Origin of the sequence: Calidithermus timidus DSM 17022 (assembly GCF_000373205.1) — a bacterium.
GTDB lineage: Bacteria > Deinococcota > Deinococci > Deinococcales > Thermaceae > Calidithermus > Calidithermus timidus.
The window spans coordinates 601,074-623,009 of record NZ_KB890687.1; the positions used below are offsets into that span (position 1 = coordinate 601,074).

The following is a 21,936-nucleotide window of genomic DNA, read 5'->3' on the forward strand; positions in this document are numbered from 1 at the left end:
CGGTCCTCAGCCCTCGACACGACCCAAAGGAGTTGATCATGACCCCCGAACCCTACCGCCCCGAACCCGTAGAGACCTTCCTGACCCCCGAGCCCCTGGCCGCCATGCACAAGGCGCTGGTGGAGGTGAAGGCCCAACTGGGCCGCCACTACCCGCTCATCATCGGTGGGCAGAAGGTGGACACCGCGCGCAAGGTAGTCTCCACCAACCCCTCCGACCCCGCGCAGGTGGTGGGCACTACGGCCATGGCTTCCGCCGCCGAGGCCGATGCCGCCCTCGAGGCCGCCTGGAGGGCCTTCGCAAGCTGGAAGAAGTGGCCCCAGGAAGACCGCAGCCGCCTGCTGATGAAGGCCGCACACATCATGAAGCGTCGCCAGCGCGAACTCGAGGCCTGGCTGGTCTACGAGATCGGCAAGAACTACCTCGAGGCCGCCGCCGAGGTGGCCGAGGCCATCGACTTCCTGCGCTACTACGCGACCCAAGCGCTCAAATACGCGGGTGGCGCGCCCGTGGCCCCCTTCCCCGGCGAGGACAACGAAGCCTTCTATATCCCCCTGGGTGCGGGCTTGGTGATTGCGCCCTGGAACTTTCCCATCGCCATCCTCTGCGGCATGATCATGGGCCCGGTGGCGGTGGGTAACACCGTGGTGGCCAAGCCCGCCGAGGACACTGTGATCATCGCAGCCAAGCTCTTTGAGATCTTCGAGGAGGCCGGGTTCCCGCCGGGGGTGGTCAACTTCCTGCCGGGTGAGGGGGCCGAGGTGGGGGCTTACCTGGTGGCTCATCCCAAGACCCGCTTCATCAACTTCACCGGCTCGCTCGAGGTGGGCCTGAAGATCAACGAGGCCGCCGCCAAGCTCGCGCCGGGCCAGATCTGGCTCAAGCGGGTCTTCCTCGAGCTCGGCGGCAAGGATGGGATCATCGTAGACGAAACCGCCGACCTCGAGGCCGCCGCGCTGGGCACCGTGCAGAGCGCCTTCGGCTTCCAGGGGCAAAAGTGCAGCGCGGCCAGCCGCCTGATCGTGGTGGACAAGGTGGCCGACCTGATGGTCGAGCGCGTGGTCGAACGAGCCCAAAAGCTCAGGGTGGGCCCCGCCGAGGAGAACCCCGACATGGGGCCCGTCGCCAGCGCCCAGCAGGAAAACACCATCGGGAAGTACCTCGAAATCGGCCAGGACGAGGGTAAGCTGGTGCTGGGCGGCCATCGCCTGGAGGGCAGCGGCTACTTCTTCGAGCCCACCGTCTTCGACCACGTATCCCCCGATGCCCGAATTGCCCAGGAGGAGATCTTTGGCCCGGTGCTCTCGGTGATCCGCGTCCCCGACTTCGACGCCGCGCTCGAGGTTGCCAATGGCACCCGCTTCGGCCTCACCGGTGGGGTCTACTCGCGCAGCCGGGAGCGGCTCGAGCGGGCCCGCCGCGAGTTCCACGTGGGCAACCTCTACTTCAACCGCAAGATCACCGGTGCGTTGGTGGGCGTGCAGCCCTTCGGTGGTTTCAACCTCTCCGGCACCGACACCAAGGCCGGCGGCCCCGACTACCTGCTCAACTTCCTGCAGATGAAGAGCGTCACCGAGCGCTACTGATCACGCCAAACGCCGCGAGCCATGGACCATTGGCGCTTATTGCGCTCCCACATTTACCACGCGAGGCCGCTGTAGGCGGCATTCGTGGGAAGTGCTCTAGAATTCCTGGTCGGCCTCGTGCAGGCGCTTGCCCCACAGGCTCTGGGGGCGGTGGTGCTCGAGCACGATCGCGGCCACCCGCTCGTCGCGGATGTGCCGCGCGGCGTACTCCGGGTGGTGCTGACGCACCTGCCAGGCGCCGTAGAGGCCACCCTTGAGGGGCTCGGCGGGGACCTTCGGGCTGTAGAGGCCCACCAGGATGCGCTCGAGGGGGTAGTAGGGCCTCGAGGCCTTGCCGCTGTCGTGGAGCAGGGCGGCCCGCACCGCGTAGTCCGGGGCGTCGGGGTGGCGGGAGAGCAGGGTTTGCGCCACCTCGAGGGCGTGCTCGCGGTCGCGTGCGTCCATGGCCCGGTAGAGCGGGGCTTCCTCGGGGGAAAGGCGCTCGAGTGCCCAGGCGTCGTCCGGCTGGCACAGCGAGGGCAGAAAAGCTCGCATCAGCCGACGGAATCGCCTGATCACGCTCCCATGATATAGTTCCGCTGTGATGTAATACCAGATTCGGTTAGTTCGCCACCATTCGGTGACGAACTAACCCGGAGGAGATGATGAAGGCGCTTATTGCGGAGTTCATCGGGGTTTTTGCTCTGGTTTTCGCTGGGGTTGGAGCCATTCACGCTACCGAGGGTGGGGAGCTGATCGTGGTGGCCCTGGCCCCTGGTCTGGCGATTGCCCTAATGATCCTGGCCGTAGGTCACGCCTCGGGCGGGCACTTCAACCCGGCAGTGACCTTTGGCATGCTGATCACGGGAAACATCAAGCTTGGCCCGGCCATCGCTTACTGGGTCAGCCAGTTCCTGGGTGGGCTGGCTGCGGCAACCTTGCTGGCGGGCCTGTATGGCAGCGAGGCAGTAGCCAAGGGCACTCCGGCGGTGGGGCTTGGCTTCAGCGCGCCGCAGGGCCTGGTGGCCGAGATCGTCCTGACCTTCTTTTTGGTGCTGGTGATCTTCGCCACAGCGCTGCACCAGAAGCTGCCGGTGGCGGCCTTCGCCATCGGCCTGACCATCGTCATGGCCATCATGGCCGGAGGGGCCATCTCGGGAGCGGCCATGAACCCGGCTAGGGTGCTGGGCCCGGCTCTCATCAGCGGGAGCTGGGCCGACCACTGGATTTACTGGGTGGGGCCATTGGTGGGGACCGCCATCGCGGCCGTCTTCTACACCCAGATCTACATGACCGACGACAAGGAAGAAGCCGAGTTACCCGTGGACCTCAGCTCAGACCGATCTTCGCCCTGAAGCCACGGCAAAGCGTGACGGGAGGCTGGGCAGCCTCCCGTCGATTCGTGAGGCGATCAGGAAACCAGTGACAAAAGGTCCTCGAGCTGCCACAGCAGGTGAAGACTGTTGCGGGGATCGGGGATTCCCTGCGATTGCATCGAGTAGGCCGGCATCCCCAGCCGCCGTGCCGTTTCAACGTGGTGGGGGTTATCCCCCACGTAGATCACCTCGCCTAGGGTCAGGCCCATCTGGGCTACGGCCATCTCGAAGGCCCTGGGGTCGGGCTTGGCGACCCCCATGCGGCAGGAGGCGAAGAAGTGCTGGAAGCTCAGGTCCAGACCGTGGTAGGCCAGGCTCTCCCGCAGCGAGGGCAGGGCGTTGGACAGCACCCCCAGCACCAGGCCCTGGCTGCGTAGCTCCCGCAGCACCCGCGCTACGCCGCGCACCGGCTTGAGGAAGCGGTAGTACGGCCACAGCACCGCGATCTCCTGTGGGGTGGGCCCCTTGGAGCTGATGTCCAGGTTGTCCAGCAGGCTCTGGGCAGACTCCAGCCAGTGTTGCTTCTCGGCTTCGGGGGTGGTTATCTCTAGGTTGCGGATCTTCTCGAGCTGCTTTTCCGACACCCGCCTGACTTCGCGCATCACCTGGTTGGGGGTGGGCCCGTAGCTGGCCAGCCAGTGCACGAAGTGGTCGTAGGTTTCATCGTTGGGCTCGAGCAGAACCCCATCACGATCGAAGAGTACGCCACGTATGACCATCCAGGCCAGTCTAGGGGCACGCAATTACCCCCCGCTGTGAGATTTGACAAGGGGAGGCGTTATCTGGTAAGGGGGCTTACCCAAGTGCTGGGGCTTGAGAGGGGCAGCCAACCTATAGGTTGTGGGTGTTGCCCTTGTATTGTCTGGGGCGTATCTTCAGCGATGTAAGCCGTGGGGGTCGCCCTAGCTTATGCGGGGCTAACAAGCGGTTACGCCCTGCTCGCTGACCAGGTAGTGCGCGGGCAGGTCCCAGGGGTCGATAGGCAGCGCCGCTACGATCAAATCCTGCGGAATGAATCCAATCCAGAGAGCTTGGGGGACTGTGGGCAAAAAGCGATCGTAGAACCCCTGCCCGTAGCCCAGCCGATATCCCCGCAGATCGAAAGCCAACCCCGGCAGCACCACCGCCTCGAGCACGCCGGGCTCGACCTGAGGAGCGGTGGGGGAGGGCTCGAGGAAGCCGTAGCGGTGCTTGACCAACGGCGCGGGCAAGGGATGAACCCGCAATTCCAATCCCTCGGTGCGGGGCAGGTAGTAGCGCGCCGGGTGAGCTTCCATTACCCCAGCCGGGTCGGGCTCGTGGCCGAAAGCGCTGTAGAGCAGGACATGCTGCACCTTGTGCCGAGCCAACAGCGCGGCCAGGTGGGCGCTCATCTGTTGGGAAAGCGCGGGGATGGAGAGCCTCGAGCGGGCTCTCTTGGCCCACCTGCGCCATTCGGCCTTGCTCGAGGAGGAAGAGGGCAGCGCAGCCGCCCTCTTGTCATTGGGGTTCAGCTCCAAGGGGAATCCACCGATGGCTCAGCCTTCAAAGCCCAGCAGGAAGGGGTCTTCCAGCATCTCTGCGACGAAGCGGCAGAAGCGGGCGGCGTCGGCGCCGTCGATGAGGCGGTGGTCGTAGGTGAGGCTGAAGGGCATGATCAGCCGGGGCTCGAAGCTGCCCTTTTCGGCGTCCCACACCGGCCGTATCTCCGAGCGGGAGACGCCCATGATGGCGACTTCGGGCCAGTTGACGATGGGGGTGAAGCCGCTGCCGCCGATGCCACCGAGGTTGGAGATGGTGAAGCTCGCGCCTTGCATCTCTTCGGGGGCGAGCTTGCGGTCTCGAGCCTTGGCCGCGACCTCGCCCAGCTCGACGGCGAGCGTGATCACACCCTTTTTGTCCACGTCGCGGATCACCGGCACCAGCAGGCCCGTGGGGGTGTCCACGGCGACGGCGATGTGGATATAGTCCTTGAACACCACCTCGTTGGCGCTGGTGTCGATGGAGGCGTTGAACTTGGGGAAGGCCTTGAGAGCTGCCGCCGCCACTTTCAGCAGGATGGCGGTCATGGTCAGCTTGCCGCCCTTCTTCTCGGCCCTGGGCCCGTACTTCTTACGCAGGGCTTCTATCTCGCTCACGTCGGCTTGGTCGAAGTGCGTGACCATGGGGATGGTGCTCCAGGCTTGGGTCATCGAGCGCACCGTGGCCCGGCGGACGCCCGACATGGCCTCGCGGCGGGTAGGACCGAACTTGCTGAAGTCGGGTAGGGTGGGGGCGGGGACGGTAACGGGGGCACCGGCTAAAGCCGCAGGGGCCGCGCCGCCTTCGGCGTAGCGGCGCACGTCACCTTCGGAGATGCGGTAGGCCGGGCCTGACCCGACAACCCGCAGCAGATCCACGCCCAGTTCCCGCGCCAGCCTGCGTACCGAGGGGGCGGCCGGAATCAGCCTGCGCGTTGCGGCGGGCTGGGCAGGGACAGCCTGTGGGCTGGAGGGTTTGGCCGGGGTCGGGGTGGGCGCGGGTTGAGGGGCCGGGGCTACGGGTTTGGGTTCTTCAGCGGCGGGCTTGGCCGCCTCGGGCGCGGGGGTGGGGGCAGGTGCCGAGGCGCCGTCGCCCAGCATCACCACCACCTGACCGCTCTTGACCTCGTCACCGGGTTTGACCAGCACTTTCTCCACCGTGCCCCCGGAGGGGGCGGGCACTTCCATGACGGCTTTATCGGTCTCGAGCTCGAGGAAGGGCGCTCCGGCCTCGAGCCTGTCGCCTTCCTTGACCAGCACCCCCACCACCACGGCGGAGGCAACGTTGTCGCCCAGCTCGGGTAATTTCAATTCGGTAGCCATAGTGCTCCTTTCAGTCGCGTCATATGCCCTACGTCTTAGGTATCCTGGGTTCGAGCAGACGACCTAAGGCGTAGGGCGCTGCTTTAGCGTTTGTGCGGCGCCTCCCGGTCGGTTTCGATGCCGAGCTTCTTGAAGGCCTCGCTCACGGCCTTGGCGGAGAGCTTTCCTTCGTCCTTGAGGGCCGAGAGGGCAGCCGCGCTGATGTACTTGGCGTCTACCTCGAAGAAATCGCGCAACGCCTCGCGGGTGTCGCTGCGGCCAAAGCCATCGGTGCCCAGGCTGTGGATGGGGCGCTCGAGGTAGCCCGAGATCAGGTCGGGCAGGGCCTTCATGTAGTCGCTGGCCGCGATGATAGGGCCCTCGGTGGGGTCGAGCATCTGGGCGGCGTAGGGCTTCTCGGGCTTGGCTGTGGGGCTTGCGGCTTTGCCGGTCGCTGACGCGATGCCCTGGGGGTTGAGCCGGTTGCGGCGGGCAGTCTCGATGGCGTCGTAGTACAGCGCCTTGTAGCTGGTCACGCTCCACACGTCGGCGGCCACGCCATAGCCCTCCAGCACCTCGGCGGCCTTGATGACCTCGTTCAAGATGGTGCCGCTGCCCAGCAGCTGCACGCGGGCCTTGGGCCGCTTGAGCTCTGACTTTTTGAAGAGATAAAGGCCCTTGAGAATGCCCTCGCGGGTCTGCTCCCGCGGCTCGGGCATAGGGGGCTGAGGGTAGTTCTCGTTCATCAGCGTGAGGTAGTAGAAGATGTCCTCGCCCTCCTTGTACATGCGCCGCATGCCGTCCTCGAGGATCACCGCCAGCTCGTAGGCGAAGGCCGGGTCGTAGGCGAGCAGGTTGGGGATAGGCAGGGCTTGCACGTGGGAGTGGCCGTCCTCGTGCTGGAGCCCCTCGCCGTTGAGGGTGGTGCGCCCGGCGGTAGCCCCCAGCAAGAAGCCCTTGGTGCGCTGGTCGGCCGCGGCCCAGGCCAAGTCGCCCACCCGCTGCAGCCCGAACATCGAGTAGTAGATGTAGAAGGGAATGGTGGGGATGCCGTAGTGGGCGTAGGCGGTACCTGCGGCGATGAAGCTGGCCATGGCCCCGGCTTCGTTGATGCCCTCCTGCAGAAGCTGACCGCTCTTGGACTCGCGGTAGACGGTCACGGTTCCCGCGTCTACAGGCTCGTAGAGCTGGCCCTTGGGGCTGTAGATGCCCACCGAGGAGATCACGCCCTCCATGCCGAAGGTGCGGGCCTCATCGGGCACGATGGGCACGATGAACTTGCCCACCTCGGGGTGGCGCACCAGCTTGGTGAGCATGCGCACGAAGGCCATGGTGGTGGAGATCTCGCGGCCCCCGCTCCCGGCGTAGAACTCCTCGAAGAAGGAGGCGTCGGGGGTGTTTAAGGGGGCAGCCTTGACCCGCCGCTCGGGGATCAGGCCGCCCAGGGCCTTGCGCCGCTCGAGCATGTACTGCACTTCCGGCGAGTCGGGGCCGGGGTGGTAGAAGGGGGTTTTCTCGAGGTCCTCGTCCGAGACGGGGATGCCCAGGAAGTCGCGGGCCTCGCGCAGGTCCTCGAGGGTGAGCTTCTTGACCTGGTGGGCTACGTTCTTGGCTTGGGCGGTAGGCCCTAGGCCATAGCCCTTGACCGTGCGGGCGATGATCACGGTGGGGCTGCCTCGGTGCTCGGTGGCCGCCTTGTAAGCGGCGTAGACCTTCTTCTTATCGTGCCCGCCGCGCGAGAGGGTGAGGATCTCGAGCTCTTCGTCGGTATAGCCCTCGATCATGGCCTTGAGCTGGGGGGTGTTGAAGAACTTCTCGCGTAGCTCCTTGGCCCCGTAGGCCGCGTAGCGTTGGCTCTCACCGTCGACGAGCTGCTCGAAACGCTCTAAGAGCACACCCTCGGTGTCTTTGGCCAGCAATTCGTCCCAAGCACTTCCCCACACCACCTTGATCACGTTCCAGCCGTTGCCCCGGTAAACCGACTCGAGCTCCTGGATCACCTTGGAGTTGCCGCGCACGGGGCCGTCGAGACGCTGGAGGTTGGCGTTGATGACGAAGATCAGGTTGTCGAGTTCCTCGGTAGCAGCTACCCGCAACGCACCCAGGGTTTCCACCTCGTCCTGTTCGCCGTCACCCAGGAAGGCCCAGACCTTGGCGTCGGACCTGGGCTTGAGGCCCCGGTCCTCCAGGTAGCGCATGAAACGAGCCTGATAGATGGCCTGCAAGGGTCCCAGGCCCATCGAGACGGTGGGAAACTCCCAGTAGTCGGGCATCAGCCAGGGGTGGGGGTAGCTGGTGACGACGCGGCCCGGCCCCGGGGTGAGGTCGCGGCGGAACTTGGCCAAGTCATCCTCGCTGAAACGCCCTTCCAGGAAGCTGCGGGCGTAGATTCCGGGCGACATGTGGCCTTGGTAGAACACCAGGTCGCGGTCCATCCCGGCGTCGGGCCCGCGGAAGAAATGGTTGAAGCCCACTTCCATCAGCTCGGCGATGGAGGCGTAGGTGGCGATGTGCCCCCCGATGCCCTCGGCCTTCTTGTTGGCCTGCTGCACGATGGCGATGGTGTTCCAGCGCAGGATGTTGGCGATGCGCTGCTCGAGCTCGAGGTCGCCGGGGTAGGGGGGTTCGTGGTCGGCGGGGATGGTGTTGATGTAGGGGGTACGCAGCTTGTAGGGCAGCATCACCCCGTGCTTGTAGGCGTAGCGCTCGAGGGCCTCCACCAGTGCCACTACCCGGTCGCGCCCGGCGGTGCGCAACACGTACTCCAGGGACTCGAGCCATTCTTTGCTTTCCAGATCCTCCAGGCTGATTTGCTCTTCAGCCGAGAGCCTGGCCCGTGCTTCGATCAGCTCTAGGTCGGTTATCATTTTGCTTTCTCCCAAGCTTCAGATTACACCTTGAAGTCGGGCTCGAGATGGTGTGCGAAAAATATTTTTTGTTGAATGAAATGCGATTGATGGCTGAACGCAAGACGCCTTGGCAAGGAGGGCTGGGGGATACCCCCTTCCCATTGGTGAGAGGGGGGCCTTTCACCACGAGCCGTGGCTGACTGCTTAGGGCTCACCGCTCATCCCGACGCGCTATCTTGCTCCCTGCGGTGTCGCCGGACGTTCAAATTCGCTCCACGACGCTCGCTCCCAACCGTATAATCCCCCATAGATATGGCGAGACCCGAGAGCGCTCCGGTGGTGCTGGCAGCCGCCCAGACCGATCCCGGACGCAAGCGCGACCTCAACGAAGATGCCGTCCTCTATGAGCTCACCCCCTACGGAGGGGTCTTCGTTGTGGCCGATGGCATGGGGGGACACCGCACCGGGGAGGTGGCCTCGAGGCTGGCCGTCGATCACATTGCCGTCAACCTGCGCCAGGACCTGCCCTCGCCGCAGAACCTGGTCAAGGCCTTTGAAGCTGCCAACCGCGAGATCTACAGTGCCGGGCAAGCGCCCGAGTCGCGCGGCATGGGCACCACTGCTACCGCCCTCTGGCTCGATTTGCCCTACGCCCTCTTGGGGCACGTGGGCGACTCGAGAGCCTACCTCTACCGCAAGGGCGAGATGGTCCAGCTCACCAACGACCATTCCTGGGTGGCCGAGCGGGTGCGCCAGGGGGTGCTCACCGAGGCCGAAGCCCGCAACCACCGCTGGCGCAACGTCATCACCAACGCCCTGGGCTCCTTTCCTCAGGTGCGTGTGGACCTCATCGGCCTCAAGGTCGAGCCCGGAGACTTGTTCTTGCTGTGCTCCGATGGCCTGACCAGCGTGCTCGACGACCCCGTCATCGCCGAGGTTCTGCGCAACTACCCCCCCGAGCAGGCCGTGCCCCGCCTCATCGCCCTGGCCAACGAGTGGGGCGGCCCCGACAACATCAGCGTTGTGGTGGCGGCGGTGGGGCCGCACATCCCCCAGCAGCAGCGGCCTTATGCGCTGGCCGTCGAGGCGGCCAAGGGGGGGCCGGTTAGCCTGCAACTGGGCCAGGAGCCCGAGGGGGTCACCACCCAGGTGATCGAGCCGGAAAGACCCAGGGGTTTTTGGCAGCGCTGGAGCACCTGGCTACTGCTGCTGCTGTGGGGTGGCCTGCTGGCCTACGTGCTCTACAGCCAGTTCGGGTCGGGTAGGCTGAGCGCTCCCTGAGGTCCTGAAGCCGCTGATGGCTAAACGCAAGGCGTTGAAGGTAAGCTAGGGGGCATGAAAAAAGTACACACCGATCAGGCTCCCCAGGCAGTCGGTCCCTACAGCCAGGCCATCGTGGCGGGTGGGATGGTGTTTTGCTCGGGGCAGATCCCCCTGCGGCCCGATGGCACCCTCGAGGACGGCGATATCGCCGCCCAGACCCACCAGGTCATGCGCAACCTCAAGGCCGTGCTCGAGGCCGCCGGCTCCTCGCTGTCGAAGGTGGTCTCGGCCACGTGCTTCCTGCGCGACATGAACGACTTCGCCGCCTTCAACCAGGTCTACAGCCAGTACCTCAGCGAGCCCTACCCAGCCCGCGTGACCGTGCAGGCCGCCCGCCTGCCCCGCGACGTAGCGGTGGAAGTGGCCTGCATCGCCGTGATCTAGGGGGGCCATTGACACCGATCGCCTTCCGGGCAGGGCGGGGGCGCGGTGGCCGGGCTTAACCATTTCTGCTGCTCCCCTCATCCATGGCCGCACTAGAATGCGGCCCATGAGGACCACTGCCCTCCTATTCCGCCGCAAAACCAGCCTGACCCTGGCCGGGCTGGTGTTTTTATTCGCAGCCTGCACTTCCCCAACCCCCTCCGCTACCGCCTTGATCCGCGTGCTGTGGCCCCAATCCCTGACCCAGGAGATACCCCCCAGTGCCCAGAGCATCGTGGTGACGGTGCGGCCTGCCGACAGCCAGGCCATCTACGACACCCTGATCCTCAACAAGCCCACCGCCGAAGGCCGCATCAAGGCCCCGGTGGGCCAGGCGCTGTTCGTGGCCAAGGCTTACGACCAGGCCGATGGGAAAGGCAGCGTACTGGCCAAGGGCAGCACGCAACAGCAGATCGTCGCCGGGGAGAAGAACCAGGTCGAGCTGAGCCTGAAGGTGCTCGACCACATCGAAGTCACCCTGGCCAAGAGCGCCATCGAAGCGGGCGAAGTCACCCAGGCTTTCGCCATAGCCAAAACCGCCTCCGGCAGCCAGATCGACGACCCCGCCTTCGCCTTCACCTGGTCGTCCTCGGACACGGCCATCGCCAGCGTAAATAGCTCGGGGATTGTGACAGGAGTTGCGCCGGGGACGGCTCAGATTCGGGCCAGTGAGGCCGAATTGGGCAAAGCGGGCTCGGCCAGCCTCAGCGTGACCGAGACCACCGTCATCGTCGGCAAGGTGGACGAGGGCTTCGACAGCGATAAAGCGGCGGGAACGGTGATCGGGGGTGAGGTCCTGGGCAACGACGCTGAGGGCAAGATGGCGCAGCGCAACAGCTTTCTGGTGATGCCGCGACCGGAAAGCGCGGGCTGGGGCCGCATGAGCTACAGCCGGGGCGCCCTCGAGCGCGTCACCGGTCTGGGGGCGGTGGTAGACCTCAGCCCTGGGGACATCCAGTTGCCCAGCAACGTCGGCGAGGGCTTCGCTGTGGGCTTTTTCTCCACCTCGGCGCCCACCAACCCCTACGTCAACTCCAACGCCGTGTTCTTGGGCTACGAGGGCCGTGGCTTGGGGGGCTACTACCTCGGGGTGGGCGGAGGGCTGCGGGGCGACCGGGTTAGCTTCCGCCATGCCCGCCGCCAGATTGTCACCATCGTCAACGACATGGGGGCCTTCTTCTACGCCGTGGACATGGGCGGGGTGCCCGGCGGGGTAGCCTATCCCAACATGCGCTTGCTGGGGATGAGTACGGGCTGGACCGGGCAGCAGATGTACTTTGGCTTGCACAACCACGGCAGCTACTCGCACCCGTTGGTGGTGCCCCGCCTCAAGATCGACGACTCGGGCTACCGTAACTGGTGGCTCAGTGCCTTCTTGGCCGAGACCGGCACCGGTTCGGGGGTGCTGAGTGGGAGCGCCAGCACCGGCCAGCCGTGGAACCCCTTGACCGGGGAGATCACCCGCACTGCCGATGGGCTCAAAGCGCTCTCGAGCGCCCCCGCCAGGGCATATGTGAGTGTGGGCTCGAGCACCCCCTACTTGCTGGGTGCCCGCATCAAGACCGGGGGAGCCCCCAAGAGCGTCGACCTCTTGCTGCGCGTTCAGGACGCGAACAACTACCACGGCGTACGCTTTTCCAGAAGTGGCTTGCAAATCTACCGCGTCAGCGGCGGTAGCTTCAGCGTGCTCAACGAGACCGCTTCGCAAAGCCTGGAGCCCAACCGCACCTACGACGTGCAAGTGCGCTTGGAGGGGAGCGAGATCTGGGCCTGGCTGGAGGGACGCGATCCGCTCATCGCCCGCGACGGCACCCGCAGCAGCCTCAAGAACGTGGGCCTGGGCTTCGAGGGGGACGGCGACTCGGCGGTGAGCCGCTTCTTCGCCCACCAGCGCGAGGCGCCCATTCCCACCAAGCTCAAGATCGACTCCCCCAACGCGCCCAAGGCCAGCAGCCCCACCTGGAGCGATGAGTTCGACGGATCGGGTTCCTTGCCGGGCCGCAGCAACGCGGGCAAGACCTGGGAGCACGTCTTCGGTACGCAGACCTTCAGCCTGGCTTCGGGTCGGGCCAAAGCCAGCAGCACCCTCACCGACTGCCTGATGGAGGCCGTACCCCATAGCGCTAGCACCGTGCAGCTCGAGACCAGCATCTACCAGGGCACCCCGCCCAACACCATCGCCTTCACCGGCCCGGCAGTCCTGAGCGGTGGGGCCGGTTCCGGTCCTCCCGACAGCTACCTGGTGGCCATGCAGTTCCGCGACGGCAGCCAGGGCGAGGATTCGACCGAGGTCGAGGTACGGCTCAAGCCCGCGGGTCGCTCGGAGTACGTCTGGCGGCGCATCAACATGCAGGACACCCTTCGCCACGGTACCACCAACGCCACCACCCTCTGGAGCGACGGGGACTGGGTGGCGGTGTGGGTGGGCGACGAGCCCATCCTCTATCACCCCCTCACCGCCGACGAGCAGCGCATCGGCGTTGGCCGCGTAGGGCTGTACGACTGCTCGGTGGGAGCGGGAGACAACGGCTTCGAGAACCTGCGGATTTACTAGGCTTCCGCGATAAGCCGTACGCGTGCCTTCCTTCCCGCATATGGGAGGAGGGGACGGTACAATCGCACTGATGGATACGCAGACCATGCTCGAGCGCTTCATCTCCGGCGACCTTCGGGCCCTGGCCAGGGCCATCACCTGGGTCGAGTCGGGGCACCCGGCGGGCGCCGAACTTCTGCGCGAGCTGCGGGGTCGGGGCAGCAGCCGCGTGGTTGGCCTCACCGGCAGCCCTGGCGCGGGCAAGAGCACCCTCACCGACCGGCTCATCGAGGAAGCCCGCAGGCGCGGCGAACGGGTGGCCGTGCTGGCGGTGGACCCCAGCAGCCCTTTCACCGGCGGGGCCATCCTGGGCGACCGCATCCGCATGATGCGCCACTACCACGACTCGGGGGTGTTCATCCGCTCCCTGGCCAGCCGGGGTGCGCTGGGCGGGCTGGCCGGAGCGGTGGTGGGGGCGCTGGCCCTGCTCGAGGCTTTCGGCTTCGAGCGGGTCTTCCTCGAGACCGTGGGGGTGGGCCAGAGCGAGGTGGACATCGCCCGCGTGGCCGACACCACCGTGCTGGTCCTGACCCCTGCCGCCGGAGACGCGGTGCAGGCTTTCAAGGCGGGGGTGATGGAGATCGCCGACGTGTTCGTGGTCAACAAGTTCGACCTCCCCGGCGGAGAGCGGGTGATCCAGGAGCTCAAGACCACCCTCGAGCTCGCCCCCCCCCGACCCGGCGGCTGGAAACCCCCGGTGCTGAGCGCGGTGGGCTCGCGGGGTGAGGGGATCACCGAAGTGCTGGAGGCCATCGACCGACACTATGCCCACCTCCAGGGGCACGGCCTGCTGGAGGGAGGACGGCTCGAGCGGGCCCGCTTCGAGGTGGAGAGCGTGATCCAGGAGTGGGGTCGCCGCCGCACCCGCGAGGGCCAGGGCCTCATCGCCCAGGTTGCCAGTGGCGAACTCACCCCGGAGGAAGCTGCGGCACGGCTGCTGGGTAACCCCCAGCTGGGGGTCGAGGGCTAAGTACGACCGGCTATCGGCTATCGGCCATTGAGGCCTCGAGCGCCTCTAGCTTCTCCCGCAAGGCCGCGGCCCGTTCCCTGAGGGAAAGCGCCGGAGGGTTCTGCTGCTCGTGCTGCAGGATGGCCTTCCGGTGTGCCGGGCTTGCTCGGTCCTGAAGGGGATCGCCCTCGGGGTGAACGTGGTGTGCGTCGGGGTTGCCGAAGAGGGCGTTGAGCAGATCGAACTCTTCGTGAGAGCGCAGCGAGGCGTCCTCGCGGAACATATTGAGGTAGGCCCACTGGAACTGCGCCTCGCTCACCGCACCGCCGAGGTAGGCGTCGAGCAGGCGCTTGTAGGGCTCGAGGTTGCTGCCGTGGCCCCGACTCGGCTCGACCTTCACGTCGGGGAGGTGTTGCTGGAAGAGGGGCTCGAGCTTTTCCAGGGTGATGTCCCAGTTGTCGAGATCGAAGACTGGCTGGCCGTCGCGGAATACGATGACCTGCGGGGAGTGGTGGGTGATCCCGGTGAGCTCGGCCACGCGGTTAGAAGCCGGGCGATGTTCGACGACCCGGATGATGCCCACCGGGATTTGTGGGCGATCGCGCAACATGCGCTCGAGGTTGCCCCAACCCTGCATGGTCTTGTGGCAGGTTCCGGCCTTGAAGATGGCGGCCACGGGGTGGTCGTGGATGAAGCGATCCACCTCCTCGGGCGTGGTGAGAGGGTGCATGCGTTCTCTCATGGCGTCCTGAGTCTAGCGGTAGCCCACGGGAGCAATCGTCAGCGAGGACACGCCTCGGAGCGCCCTTTATCTCCGTGCAGGGTAGAAGTGGTTGCGGGAGCAGGGGCATGCCCTATCCCTGGGCCAGAGGGCTTGATCTTATAGCTCGCCCGTGCGAATAAAGGCTGCGATGTGGGGGTGGCGGCGCAGCTCGAGCAAATCCTGCTCGTTGGGCAGTTGGGGCCGGTCGCGTTCGGCGTTGACCAGGCACAAGAAGCCCAGCGGCTCGTCCTCGGTGGCGCGGAATTGGTGCCAGGTGAGGGGAGGGATGGAGATGAGGTCGTGCGGCTGCAGGTCGTGGATCTCCTCGCCCACCAAGCAGCGTCCCCGGCCCCGGATCACCATCACCGCGTGGACGTGTTGGTGGCGCTCGAGCGTGGTGTGCCCGCCCGGAGCCACCTCGAAGTAGCGCCACTGCGCGGCCAGCTCGGGGTCTTCGAAGAGCACCTGGCGGGTCACGGCGCGAAAAGGCGCCGACCCCTCGGCCTTGTACTCGAGCACCTCCACCCCGTCCCAGCGTTGGTTGCCCAGGTGGGCCCTTTTGTGCTTGGCTTTGCTACTGACCATCATCCCAAGGACAGTTTACCCCGGCGAAGCCACCCTCTCGACAAATTCCCGGCTGCGCTCGAGCAGCCTTTCCCCCGCCGATAAGAGCGCCCCGCCGATGAGGAGCATGGCGTCGGGGCCGTAGGCCTCCTTCATCTCGCCCACCCGCTCGAGGCTCATCCCCCCGGCGGGGACCGGCAAGCTCGGGCGCAGGTGGCCCCAGGCCCTGCGGGCGTTGTCGGCGAGCTCCAAGCAGGTCTGCCGGCTGTAGCTGAAGCGTCCGCCGTAGTTGGGGTAGATCACTGCGTCGGCTCCGAACAGGCGGAACAGCTTACCAAACAGCAGCGCCGGCGCGATGCGCTGCCCGGCAAAAGCCGGGTGGGCCAGCACCGGCATGCCCAATTCCGCCACCAGCTCGTGGAAGAAGGGCAGACCCAGGATCATGGGCTCGACCATCACGGCCCGGATGCCCTCTTCGCGGGCGATACGGGCCTGCTTCAGCACCTCCTTGGGGCCTCCCTGAAGGTTGGGCACGTAGCAGGTGCGGTATCCGCTGACCCGGTTAGCCTTCTCCACGGCTTTGTTCACCGCCTGCACGCGCTGGGCGAAGGGGGCGAAGCGTTGGTTGCCCAGGCCGTGGTCGTCCTTGACGAAGTCGAGGCCCGCCAGGGCGAAGGTGTGGGCCAGCTCGGCCAGCTGAGCTGGGCTCAGGCCCTGCGGTTTGAGGGCGGTGCAGGTGAGAGGCCGGTTCTGCGCTCCCACGAGTTCGCGCAGCCCGGCTATGCCAAACCTGGGCCCCAGGAAAGCCGACAGCAGCGCGGGCGGAAGCTCCACGTCGATGAGCTCGACGTCCTGCTGCAGGGCGCAGTTGCCGAAGAGCATGTTGAGCAGCTGCCCAGCTTCGAAGGCGGTGGTCGCGATGGCCAGCGTGATCCGCACCCGGAAAAGCCCTGCCCCCAGGGGCTCGATGCCCTCGACCCGCCCCAGCAGATCCCGCACCCCCCAGTCTTTCCGCAAGGCTGAAAGGGGCATCTCGAGGCTCTGCTCGGTCGCCAGGGCTACTGCTCGAGCCTCGATGTCCTCGGGCTTGCTGGTGAGGTGGTAGATGGCCGTGAGGCGCTCCATGAAGGGGAATTCTACCGCGCGAGCTTCCAGTGCTCGGGGAAGCGGGTGTTGGGGAAGATCGCCTGAGCCTCGTGTAGCAGCAGGCTGCGCTCCCTCGAGGCGTAGCGGTCGGAGAGGTGGAAGAGGATGAGTTCCCCCGCCCCGGCTTCCCTGGCGAGCAGGGCGGCCTGGACGCTGGTGAGGTGGTAGTTCCTGCGGGCGAGCTCGAGGTCGGCGTGGCGGTACTGGCTCTCGCAGACCAGGATTTGCACCCCCTCGAGCCAGAGCACCAATCGCCACATGGCGGCTTCGTCGAGCCGGAAGTCGGTCAGGTAGGCCACCGAGTCGCCGGGGGCGTTGACCAGGAGTTCGGCGCGGAGGGCCTGCAGGTCGTAGCTTCGGCCCTCGATCTCGAGGCTGCGCTGCCCCGGCAGGGGCTCTTTGAGCTGTTTGATCCAGGCTCCCGAGGGCAGGCCCAGGGCTTGCAGCTTCCGCGCGTCCACGTGCTGCTTGGGCTTCTCGCGCAGCAGGTAGGCCAGCGAGGGGGTGCGGTGATCGAGGGCCAGGGCCTCGAGGCTGAGCTGTTCGGTCTCGAGCAGGGTGCCCTGCGAGGGGCGGGTGCCCTCGTCGTGGGCGATGGTAAAAGCCTCGGGCAGCTCGAAGCGGTAGCTGTGCAAGTGACCAGGGTGAACCTCGTGCACCAACCAGGAGCCGCTGCTGTTGCCGGGCATGTTCCAGAGGTAGCCCTGGAAGCGGTGGTGCAGGATGCGGGCAGTATCCGGTGGGCCCCAGACCGTGATGGGCTGGGGCCGCTCGAAGGTGGCGCGGAAGAAGGGGTCGAAGCCGCCGATGTGATCCATGTGTAGGTGGGAAAAGCACAGGTAGTCCACGGCCTGGACCTCGGCCAGGGGGAGATCCGCCGTGCAGTCCTGGCCGCAGTCGAAGAGGAAGCGCTGGAGCCGGTGGCCGAGGTCCGCCCGGACGAAGAGGGCGTTGTCGTGGCCGGGTGCTCCGAGCACTTGCGGGCGAAGGCTCATAGGCTTCCTCAAGGGCCGGTCGTGGCCCAGGGGTGGGTATCGACTTCGCCGGATTCCAGCAGCTGCGGCACCGTGACGAAGCGGTAGCCCTCGGCTTGCAGGCGCTCGATGAGCTCGGGCAGGGCGGCCAGGGTGCGGCTGCGGTCTCCGCCCCCGTCGTGCAGCAAGACGATGCTGCCCGGACGGACGCGGCTGAGCACGTTGTTCACGATGTCCGCCGCGCTGTACTTGGGGTCGGTATCGCCGGAGAGGGCCGACCACATCACCACCACGTAGCCCCGCTCGAGCGCGTACTTGGCCAGACCGTTTTCCAGGTGCCCGCCCGGAGGCCGAAAGAGGGTGGTGCGTACCCCGGTCACCTGCTCGATGAGGGCGTTGGTGCGCTCGAGCTCGTCGGCGGCGACCTCGAGCTCGCTGGCGGCGCTGCGGTGGCTGTAGGTGTGGTTGCCCACGGCGTGGCCTTCGGCCACTACCCGCCGGGCCAGGTCGGGGTAGCGCTCGAGCTGCCGCCCAACCCAGAAGAAGGTGGCCTTGATCCCCTTGCGCTCGAGGATCTCCAGCACCGCCGGGGTCGTGCCGGGCCAGGGTCCGTCGTCGAAGGTCAGGGCCACCGGCCTGGCCTCCCCGGCGGGCTTGACCCGCCGCACGATGCGGGGGTCGAAGACGTTGGCGACCTTCAGGTCGGCCCAGGGGGCAGCGGGTTGGGGTCGGGCCTCGGGGTAGTGGGGCAGGGGGGTAGGGGTGTTTTTTCTGCTGACAGGGGGAGGCTCGGGTGGGGAGGTGCGCTGGGGGCTTGTGCTGCGGTGGGGTGGCGTGGGCTGGGGATCGACAGGAACCCCGCGATTGGGGGTCGCGGGAGCGGCGCTCTGGGGCGGTTGGGAGCTGCGCGGGGCGGGCGATGCGCTCGGGTTGAGGTAGATGACCAACCCGCCCAGGGCCACCACCAGGGCGACCAACCAGCCGCGGCGGTTGGAGAGCCAGGACTTCTTGGCGGGCCTACGGGGCATCGGCTTCATTGAACACCAAAACCCCTCGAGTTGCATCCGCGCGGGGATAAGCTCCGCTTCAGCTTTGGGTATGATGCCTTCACTATGGCGGACAACACCAGGGCGCTGATGGAGGAACTCCTGGCCGAGATGGAGGAGCGCCGCAAGGCGGTGGAGCTGGGAGGCGGCCCGGAGCGCATTAAGAAGCAGCATGAAGGCGGCAAGATGACCGCCCGTGAGCGCATCGACTACCTGCTCGACGAGGGTAGCTTCGTCGAGCTCATGCCTTTCGCCGAACACCTCGAGACCGGACTCATGGCCGGGGTGGAGGCCCCGGCGGACGGGGTGGTCACCGGCTACGGCAAGATCGCCGGTCGCACGGTGTTCGTCTTCAGCCAGGACTTCACCGTCCTGGGCGGCTCCCTGGGCAAGACCCATGGGCAGAAGATCGCCCGCACGATGGACATGGCGGTCAAGGTGGGCGCGCCCATCATCGGGCTCAACGACTCGGCGGGAGCCCGCATCCAGGAGGGCGTGGACTCGCTGTCGGGCTACGGCGAGGTCTTCTACCGCAACGCCATCTACTCCGGGGTGGTGCCGCAGATTTCGGCCATCTTAGGGCCCTGCGCGGGGGGTGCGGTCTATAGCCCGGCCCTGACCGACTTCGTGCTCATGAGCAAGGGCACGAGCTACATGTTCATCACCGGACCGGAGGTCATCAAGAGCGTGACCCGCGAGGAGGTGAGCTTCGAGCAGCTTGGCGGCTCGGAGGTCCACACCGCCAGAAGCGGCGTGGCCCACCTCGAGGCCGAGGGCGACGAGGCGGTGCTGGACCTGATCAAGCAACTGCTCTCTTACCTGCCGCAAAGCGCCAAAGAGCGGCCCCCCATCGTGCCCAACGGCGACCCCATCGATCGGCAGACGCCCGAGCTGCTCGAGATGGTCAACCCTGACCCCAAGAAGCCCTACAACATGCACGCGGTCATTCGGACCCTGCTCGACGGCGGGGAATTCCTCGAGATTCAGCCCACCTACGCCAGGAACATCATCATCGGCTTCGGGCGGCTGGGAGGGCAGAGCGTGGGCATCGTGGCCAACAACCCGCGCTTCATGGCCGGGGCCCTCGACATCAACGCCTCCGACAAGGCCGCCCGCTTCATCCGCACCTGCGATTGCTTCAACGTGCCCATCCTGACCCTCGTGGACGTGACCGGCTTCCTGCCGGGGGTGGGGCAAGAGCACCAGGGCATCATTCGCCACGGGGCTAAGATGCTCTACGCCTATGCCGAGGCCACGGTGCCCAAGATCACCCTCATCACCCGCAAGTCCTACGGCGGGGCTTACCTGGCGATGAATTCCAAGGACATGGGCGCCGACGTGGTGCTGGCCTGGCCCACCGGCGCGGTGGCGGTGATGGGGGCCGAGGGGGCGGCCAACATCATCTACCGCAGGCAGATCCAGTCCTCCCCCGACCCCGCCGCCACCCGCGCTGCCAAGATCGAGGAGTACAAAAAAGCCTTCGACAACCCCTACGTGGCCGCCGGACGGGGCTACATCGACGACGTGATCGACCCCACCGACACCCGCCGCCTGCTGGCGCTGCACCTCGAGATGCTCGCCACCAAGCAGGAGGAGCGGCCCTACAAGAAGCACGGCAACATCCCGCTCTGAGGCCCGGCCTAAGGGGTTGCGTCGGGCGTAGCGGCGCAGGGCCTCGAGTTCGCCTTCGCCTCGGATGGCAGGCGCGTAATACACTGCTGTGCGTGGAATCCACCCAAGCCGCTTCGCTCGCCGAACTCGTCACGTGCCACCGCTGTCCTCGTTTGGTCGAGTGGCGCGAACGGGTGGGACGGGAGAAGCGCGCGGCCTACCGCGGGTGGGAGTATTGGGCCAAGCCCGTTCCCGGCTTCGGCGACCCCGACGCAAAGATCCTGATCTTCGGCCTGGCCCCCGGTGCCCACGGCTCCAACCGCACCGGGCGGCCCTTCACCGGCGACGCCTCGGGCGACTTTCTCTACCCCGCGCTCTACCGGGCTGGCCTCGCCAACCAGCCCCTCTCCCGCCACCGGGGGGACGGCCTCGAGCTGTACGGCGTCTACATCACCGCCGCGGTGCGCTGCGCCCCGCCTGCCAACCAGCCCCTGCCCGAGGAGATCCGCAGCTGCTCGAGCTGGACCGAGCTCGAGCTGTCGCTCTTGCGGCAAGTGCGGGTCTACCTGGCGCTGGGCCGCATCGCCCACGATGCCTTGCTGACCCATCACCGCCTGCGTAAGGCGGCCTACCCCTTTGCCCACGGCCTCGAGCACGACCTGGGAGGGCGGGTGCTCCTGAGCAGCTACCACGTCTCGCGCCAGAACACCAACACCGGCAAGCTCACCGCGCCCATGTTCGACGCGGTGCTCGAGCGGGCCAAGGCGCTGGCCGGGCTCAGCAGCGAGAAGGGGTGAGCCGTCGGCCAAAAGCCAGGATTCGGGGAGGGTTTATCCCCCCCAACCCCCTCCCATCACGGCGCCCGCACCAGCCAGGCCGCCGGGTCGGTGGGAACCCCGTGAACGCGCACCTCGAAGTGCAGGTGAGGGCCGGTGGAGAGCCCGGTGGAGCCCACGTAGCCGATGAGCTCACCGGCCCTGACCTGCTGCCCCGGCTTGACGGCGATGCTCGAGAGGTGCCAGTAGCCGCTGCACACCCCCAGCCCGTGCTGGAGCACGACAGCGTTGCCGCGCACGAACAGCGCCTCGGCTAGACCCACCACGCCGGGAGCGGGGGCGAAGACCGGGGTTCCGGTGGGGGCTGCGTAGTCCAGGCCCTCGTGGTAGCTGCGGTAGGGACCGCCGTTGTAGCTGCGGCGGATGCCGAAGATGGTGGTGATGCGGTTGGATTCGACGGGCTTTCTCCAAGCCCCCTGCCAGAGCTGCTTGGCGGGACCGCTCTTGCACAGCTCACTCAGGCGGGCCAACTCGGCGGCGACCTTTTCCGGCTGGAGCAAAGCGGCGGTGTCCGGCGAGAGGGTGAGGGCCTGGCGGCCCTTTTCGACCGCCCGCACCGGCAGCCTCGCCGAGTAGCTCGAGCCCCCCGCCTCGAAGGCCATGGTGTAAACCCCTGCCGCCTGCAGTCGGGGGATGGCGATGAGCAGGCTGTCGCCCTGCAGTGCGTAGCGCTGGTTGAGGAAGCGCACCGTCACCTCCGCGTCGCTGTGCACACGCACCCGGAAGGTCTGGCCCTGGCTGGCCTCGCGGGGCAGCTCGAGGGTGCCGAAGGGCGCGTTGAGCCGCTGGAGTGCGGGAGCCGGGGGTTGGCCATCGAGCTTGAGCACCTGCCCCACCGCGATCTTGCCGGGGTCCTCGAGCCCGTTGAGCGCCTGCAAGGCCTCCACGGTGGTCCCGAAGCGCTTGGCGATGGAGTACAGCGTGTCGCCGGGCTGCACAGTATAGGTGCTCTGGGCCAGAACCAGCCCGAGCGCGAGTGTGAGAGCCATCCAGGAGCGCTTCATCGGGTTCATGCTATCGAAATCGCATGCCGTCTACTAGCGATCTAAGCTGCCAGCGGGAGGCTCGTAGCTTGTGACTTATGGTTGACCTCACCCCTGGCATCTCGCCCTACCCG

Annotated in this window: 19 protein-coding genes; 8 read left to right on the plus strand and 11 right to left on the minus strand. The window is 66.6% G+C overall.

The window, feature by feature from the left end:
• Window positions 1-38: 38 nt before the first annotated feature.
• Window positions 39-1,586 carry an L-glutamate gamma-semialdehyde dehydrogenase gene (pruA, locus tag B047_RS0102990; protein ID WP_018465471.1) on the plus strand — a complete coding sequence of 516 codons (1,548 nt, stop codon included), beginning with the start codon at window positions 39-41 and terminating at the stop codon, window positions 1,584-1,586.
• Between the two features lie 96 nt (window positions 1,587-1,682).
• Here pruA and B047_RS0102995 read toward each other — a convergent pair whose 3' ends face one another.
• Window positions 1,683-2,120 (minus strand): HD domain-containing protein, encoded by a 438-nt coding sequence (locus tag B047_RS0102995; protein ID WP_018465472.1) that lies wholly within the window; start codon window positions 2,118-2,120, stop codon window positions 1,683-1,685.
• 110 nt (window positions 2,121-2,230) lie between these two features.
• On the opposite strand from B047_RS0102995, the gene B047_RS16125 reads away from it, so the two are divergent.
• Window positions 2,231-2,920: an MIP/aquaporin family protein gene (locus B047_RS16125; RefSeq protein WP_157205787.1), complete on the plus strand. Its 690-nt coding sequence runs from the start codon at window positions 2,231-2,233 to the stop codon at window positions 2,918-2,920.
• A 56-nt stretch (window positions 2,921-2,976) separates the two neighbouring features.
• Here the strand turns inward: B047_RS16125 and B047_RS16130 are convergent, their stop codons facing one another.
• The 4 genes from B047_RS16130 to aceE all read right to left on the minus strand — a co-directional run bounded on the left by B047_RS16130 (window position 2,977) and on the right by aceE (window position 8,609).
• Window positions 2,977-3,660, minus strand: coding sequence for an HAD family hydrolase (locus tag B047_RS16130; protein WP_018465474.1), 684 nt, complete (start codon window positions 3,658-3,660; stop codon window positions 2,977-2,979).
• A gap of 198 nt (window positions 3,661-3,858) precedes the next feature.
• The gene (locus tag B047_RS0103010; RefSeq protein ID WP_018465475.1) at window positions 3,859-4,440 is read right to left on the minus strand and encodes a 5-formyltetrahydrofolate cyclo-ligase; all 582 of its coding nucleotides are present in this window, start codon (window positions 4,438-4,440) and stop codon (window positions 3,859-3,861) included.
• Window positions 4,441-4,458: 18 nt separating this feature from the next.
• Window positions 4,459-5,763, minus strand: a complete 1,305-nt coding sequence (locus B047_RS0103015) for a 2-oxo acid dehydrogenase subunit E2 (protein ID WP_018465476.1) — start codon at window positions 5,761-5,763, stop codon at window positions 4,459-4,461.
• A gap of 83 nt (window positions 5,764-5,846) precedes the next feature.
• Window positions 5,847-8,609 (minus strand): pyruvate dehydrogenase (acetyl-transferring), homodimeric type, encoded by a 2,763-nt coding sequence (gene aceE, locus B047_RS0103020; RefSeq protein ID WP_018465477.1) that lies wholly within the window; start codon window positions 8,607-8,609, stop codon window positions 5,847-5,849.
• Window positions 8,610-8,903: 294 nt separating this feature from the next.
• Here aceE and B047_RS0103025 point away from each other — a divergent pair, with 294 nt between their 5' ends.
• The 4 genes from B047_RS0103025 (at window position 8,904) to meaB (ending at window position 13,900) form a co-directional block, all read left to right on the plus strand.
• A complete protein-coding gene (locus B047_RS0103025; protein WP_018465478.1) occupies window positions 8,904-9,872 on the plus strand; it encodes a Stp1/IreP family PP2C-type Ser/Thr phosphatase in 969 nt (322 codons plus the stop codon).
• A 54-nt stretch (window positions 9,873-9,926) separates the two neighbouring features.
• The gene (locus B047_RS0103030; protein WP_018465479.1) at window positions 9,927-10,298 is read left to right on the plus strand and encodes a RidA family protein; all 372 of its coding nucleotides are present in this window, start codon (window positions 9,927-9,929) and stop codon (window positions 10,296-10,298) included.
• Window positions 10,299-10,404: 106 nt separating this feature from the next.
• A complete protein-coding gene (locus B047_RS17140) occupies window positions 10,405-12,891 on the plus strand; it encodes an Ig-like domain-containing protein (protein WP_018465480.1) in 2,487 nt (828 codons plus the stop codon).
• Window positions 12,892-12,961: 70 nt separating this feature from the next.
• The gene (meaB, locus tag B047_RS0103040; protein WP_018465481.1) at window positions 12,962-13,900 is read left to right on the plus strand and encodes a methylmalonyl Co-A mutase-associated GTPase MeaB; all 939 of its coding nucleotides are present in this window, start codon (window positions 12,962-12,964) and stop codon (window positions 13,898-13,900) included.
• A 10-nt stretch (window positions 13,901-13,910) separates the two neighbouring features.
• Here meaB and B047_RS0103045 read toward each other — a convergent pair whose 3' ends face one another.
• The 5 genes from B047_RS0103045 to B047_RS17145 form a co-directional block, all read right to left on the minus strand.
• Window positions 13,911-14,621 (minus strand): thioredoxin family protein, encoded by a 711-nt coding sequence (locus tag B047_RS0103045; protein ID WP_040778874.1) that lies wholly within the window; start codon window positions 14,619-14,621, stop codon window positions 13,911-13,913.
• Window positions 14,622-14,759: 138 nt separating this feature from the next.
• A complete protein-coding gene (locus B047_RS0103050; protein WP_026234527.1) occupies window positions 14,760-15,227 on the minus strand; it encodes a cupin domain-containing protein in 468 nt (155 codons plus the stop codon).
• 15 nt (window positions 15,228-15,242) lie between these two features.
• Entirely contained in the window at window positions 15,243-16,331 is a 1,089-nt protein-coding gene (locus B047_RS0103055) for a RuBisCO large subunit C-terminal-like domain-containing protein (RefSeq protein WP_018465484.1), read from the minus strand.
• An 11-nt stretch (window positions 16,332-16,342) separates the two neighbouring features.
• Window positions 16,343-17,347 carry an MBL fold metallo-hydrolase gene (locus B047_RS0103060; RefSeq protein ID WP_018465485.1) on the minus strand — a complete coding sequence of 335 codons (1,005 nt, stop codon included), beginning with the start codon at window positions 17,345-17,347 and terminating at the stop codon, window positions 16,343-16,345.
• An 8-nt stretch (window positions 17,348-17,355) separates the two neighbouring features.
• A complete protein-coding gene (locus B047_RS17145) occupies window positions 17,356-18,354 on the minus strand; it encodes a polysaccharide deacetylase family protein (protein WP_018465486.1) in 999 nt (332 codons plus the stop codon).
• 84 nt (window positions 18,355-18,438) lie between these two features.
• On the opposite strand from B047_RS17145, the gene B047_RS0103070 reads away from it, so the two are divergent.
• On the plus strand, window positions 18,439-20,004 hold the full coding sequence (locus tag B047_RS0103070) for an acyl-CoA carboxylase subunit beta (protein ID WP_018465487.1): 1,566 nt from the start codon (window positions 18,439-18,441) through the stop codon (window positions 20,002-20,004).
• A 92-nt stretch (window positions 20,005-20,096) separates the two neighbouring features.
• Window positions 20,097-20,780, plus strand: coding sequence for a uracil-DNA glycosylase (locus tag B047_RS0103075; protein WP_018465488.1), 684 nt, complete (start codon window positions 20,097-20,099; stop codon window positions 20,778-20,780).
• Window positions 20,781-20,836: 56 nt separating this feature from the next.
• Here B047_RS0103075 and B047_RS0103080 read toward each other — a convergent pair whose 3' ends face one another.
• Window positions 20,837-21,823 carry a LysM peptidoglycan-binding domain-containing M23 family metallopeptidase gene (locus B047_RS0103080; RefSeq protein WP_018465489.1) on the minus strand — a complete coding sequence of 329 codons (987 nt, stop codon included), beginning with the start codon at window positions 21,821-21,823 and terminating at the stop codon, window positions 20,837-20,839.
• Window positions 21,824-21,936 lie beyond the last annotated feature (113 nt).

Coding starts and splice junctions, on each gene's coding strand:
- pruA (WP_018465471.1), top strand. CDS start 39: ATGACCCCCGAACCCTACCGCCCCGAACCCGTAGAGACCTTCCTGACC.
- B047_RS0102995 (WP_018465472.1), bottom strand. CDS start 2,120: ATGCGAGCTTTTCTGCCCTCGCTGTGCCAGCCGGACGACGCCTGGGCA.
- B047_RS16125 (WP_157205787.1), top strand. CDS start 2,231: ATGAAGGCGCTTATTGCGGAGTTCATCGGGGTTTTTGCTCTGGTTTTC.
- B047_RS16130 (WP_018465474.1), bottom strand. CDS start 3,660: ATGGTCATACGTGGCGTACTCTTCGATCGTGATGGGGTTCTGCTCGAG.
- B047_RS0103015 (WP_018465476.1), bottom strand. CDS start 5,763: ATGGCTACCGAATTGAAATTACCCGAGCTGGGCGACAACGTTGCCTCC.
- aceE (WP_018465477.1), bottom strand. CDS start 8,609: ATGATAACCGACCTAGAGCTGATCGAAGCACGGGCCAGGCTCTCGGCT.
- B047_RS0103025 (WP_018465478.1), top strand. CDS start 8,904: ATGGCGAGACCCGAGAGCGCTCCGGTGGTGCTGGCAGCCGCCCAGACC.
- B047_RS0103030 (WP_018465479.1), top strand. CDS start 9,927: ATGAAAAAAGTACACACCGATCAGGCTCCCCAGGCAGTCGGTCCCTAC.
- B047_RS17140 (WP_018465480.1), top strand. CDS start 10,405: ATGAGGACCACTGCCCTCCTATTCCGCCGCAAAACCAGCCTGACCCTG.
- meaB (WP_018465481.1), top strand. CDS start 12,962: ATGGATACGCAGACCATGCTCGAGCGCTTCATCTCCGGCGACCTTCGG.
- B047_RS0103045 (WP_040778874.1), bottom strand. CDS start 14,621: ATGAGAGAACGCATGCACCCTCTCACCACGCCCGAGGAGGTGGATCGC.
- B047_RS0103050 (WP_026234527.1), bottom strand. CDS start 15,227: ATGGTCAGTAGCAAAGCCAAGCACAAAAGGGCCCACCTGGGCAACCAA.
- B047_RS0103055 (WP_018465484.1), bottom strand. CDS start 16,331: ATGGAGCGCCTCACGGCCATCTACCACCTCACCAGCAAGCCCGAGGAC.
- B047_RS0103060 (WP_018465485.1), bottom strand. CDS start 17,347: ATGAGCCTTCGCCCGCAAGTGCTCGGAGCACCCGGCCACGACAACGCC.
- B047_RS17145 (WP_018465486.1), bottom strand. CDS start 18,354: ATGCCCCGTAGGCCCGCCAAGAAGTCCTGGCTCTCCAACCGCCGCGGC.
- B047_RS0103070 (WP_018465487.1), top strand. CDS start 18,439: ATGGCGGACAACACCAGGGCGCTGATGGAGGAACTCCTGGCCGAGATG.
- B047_RS0103080 (WP_018465489.1), bottom strand. CDS start 21,823: ATGAAGCGCTCCTGGATGGCTCTCACACTCGCGCTCGGGCTGGTTCTG.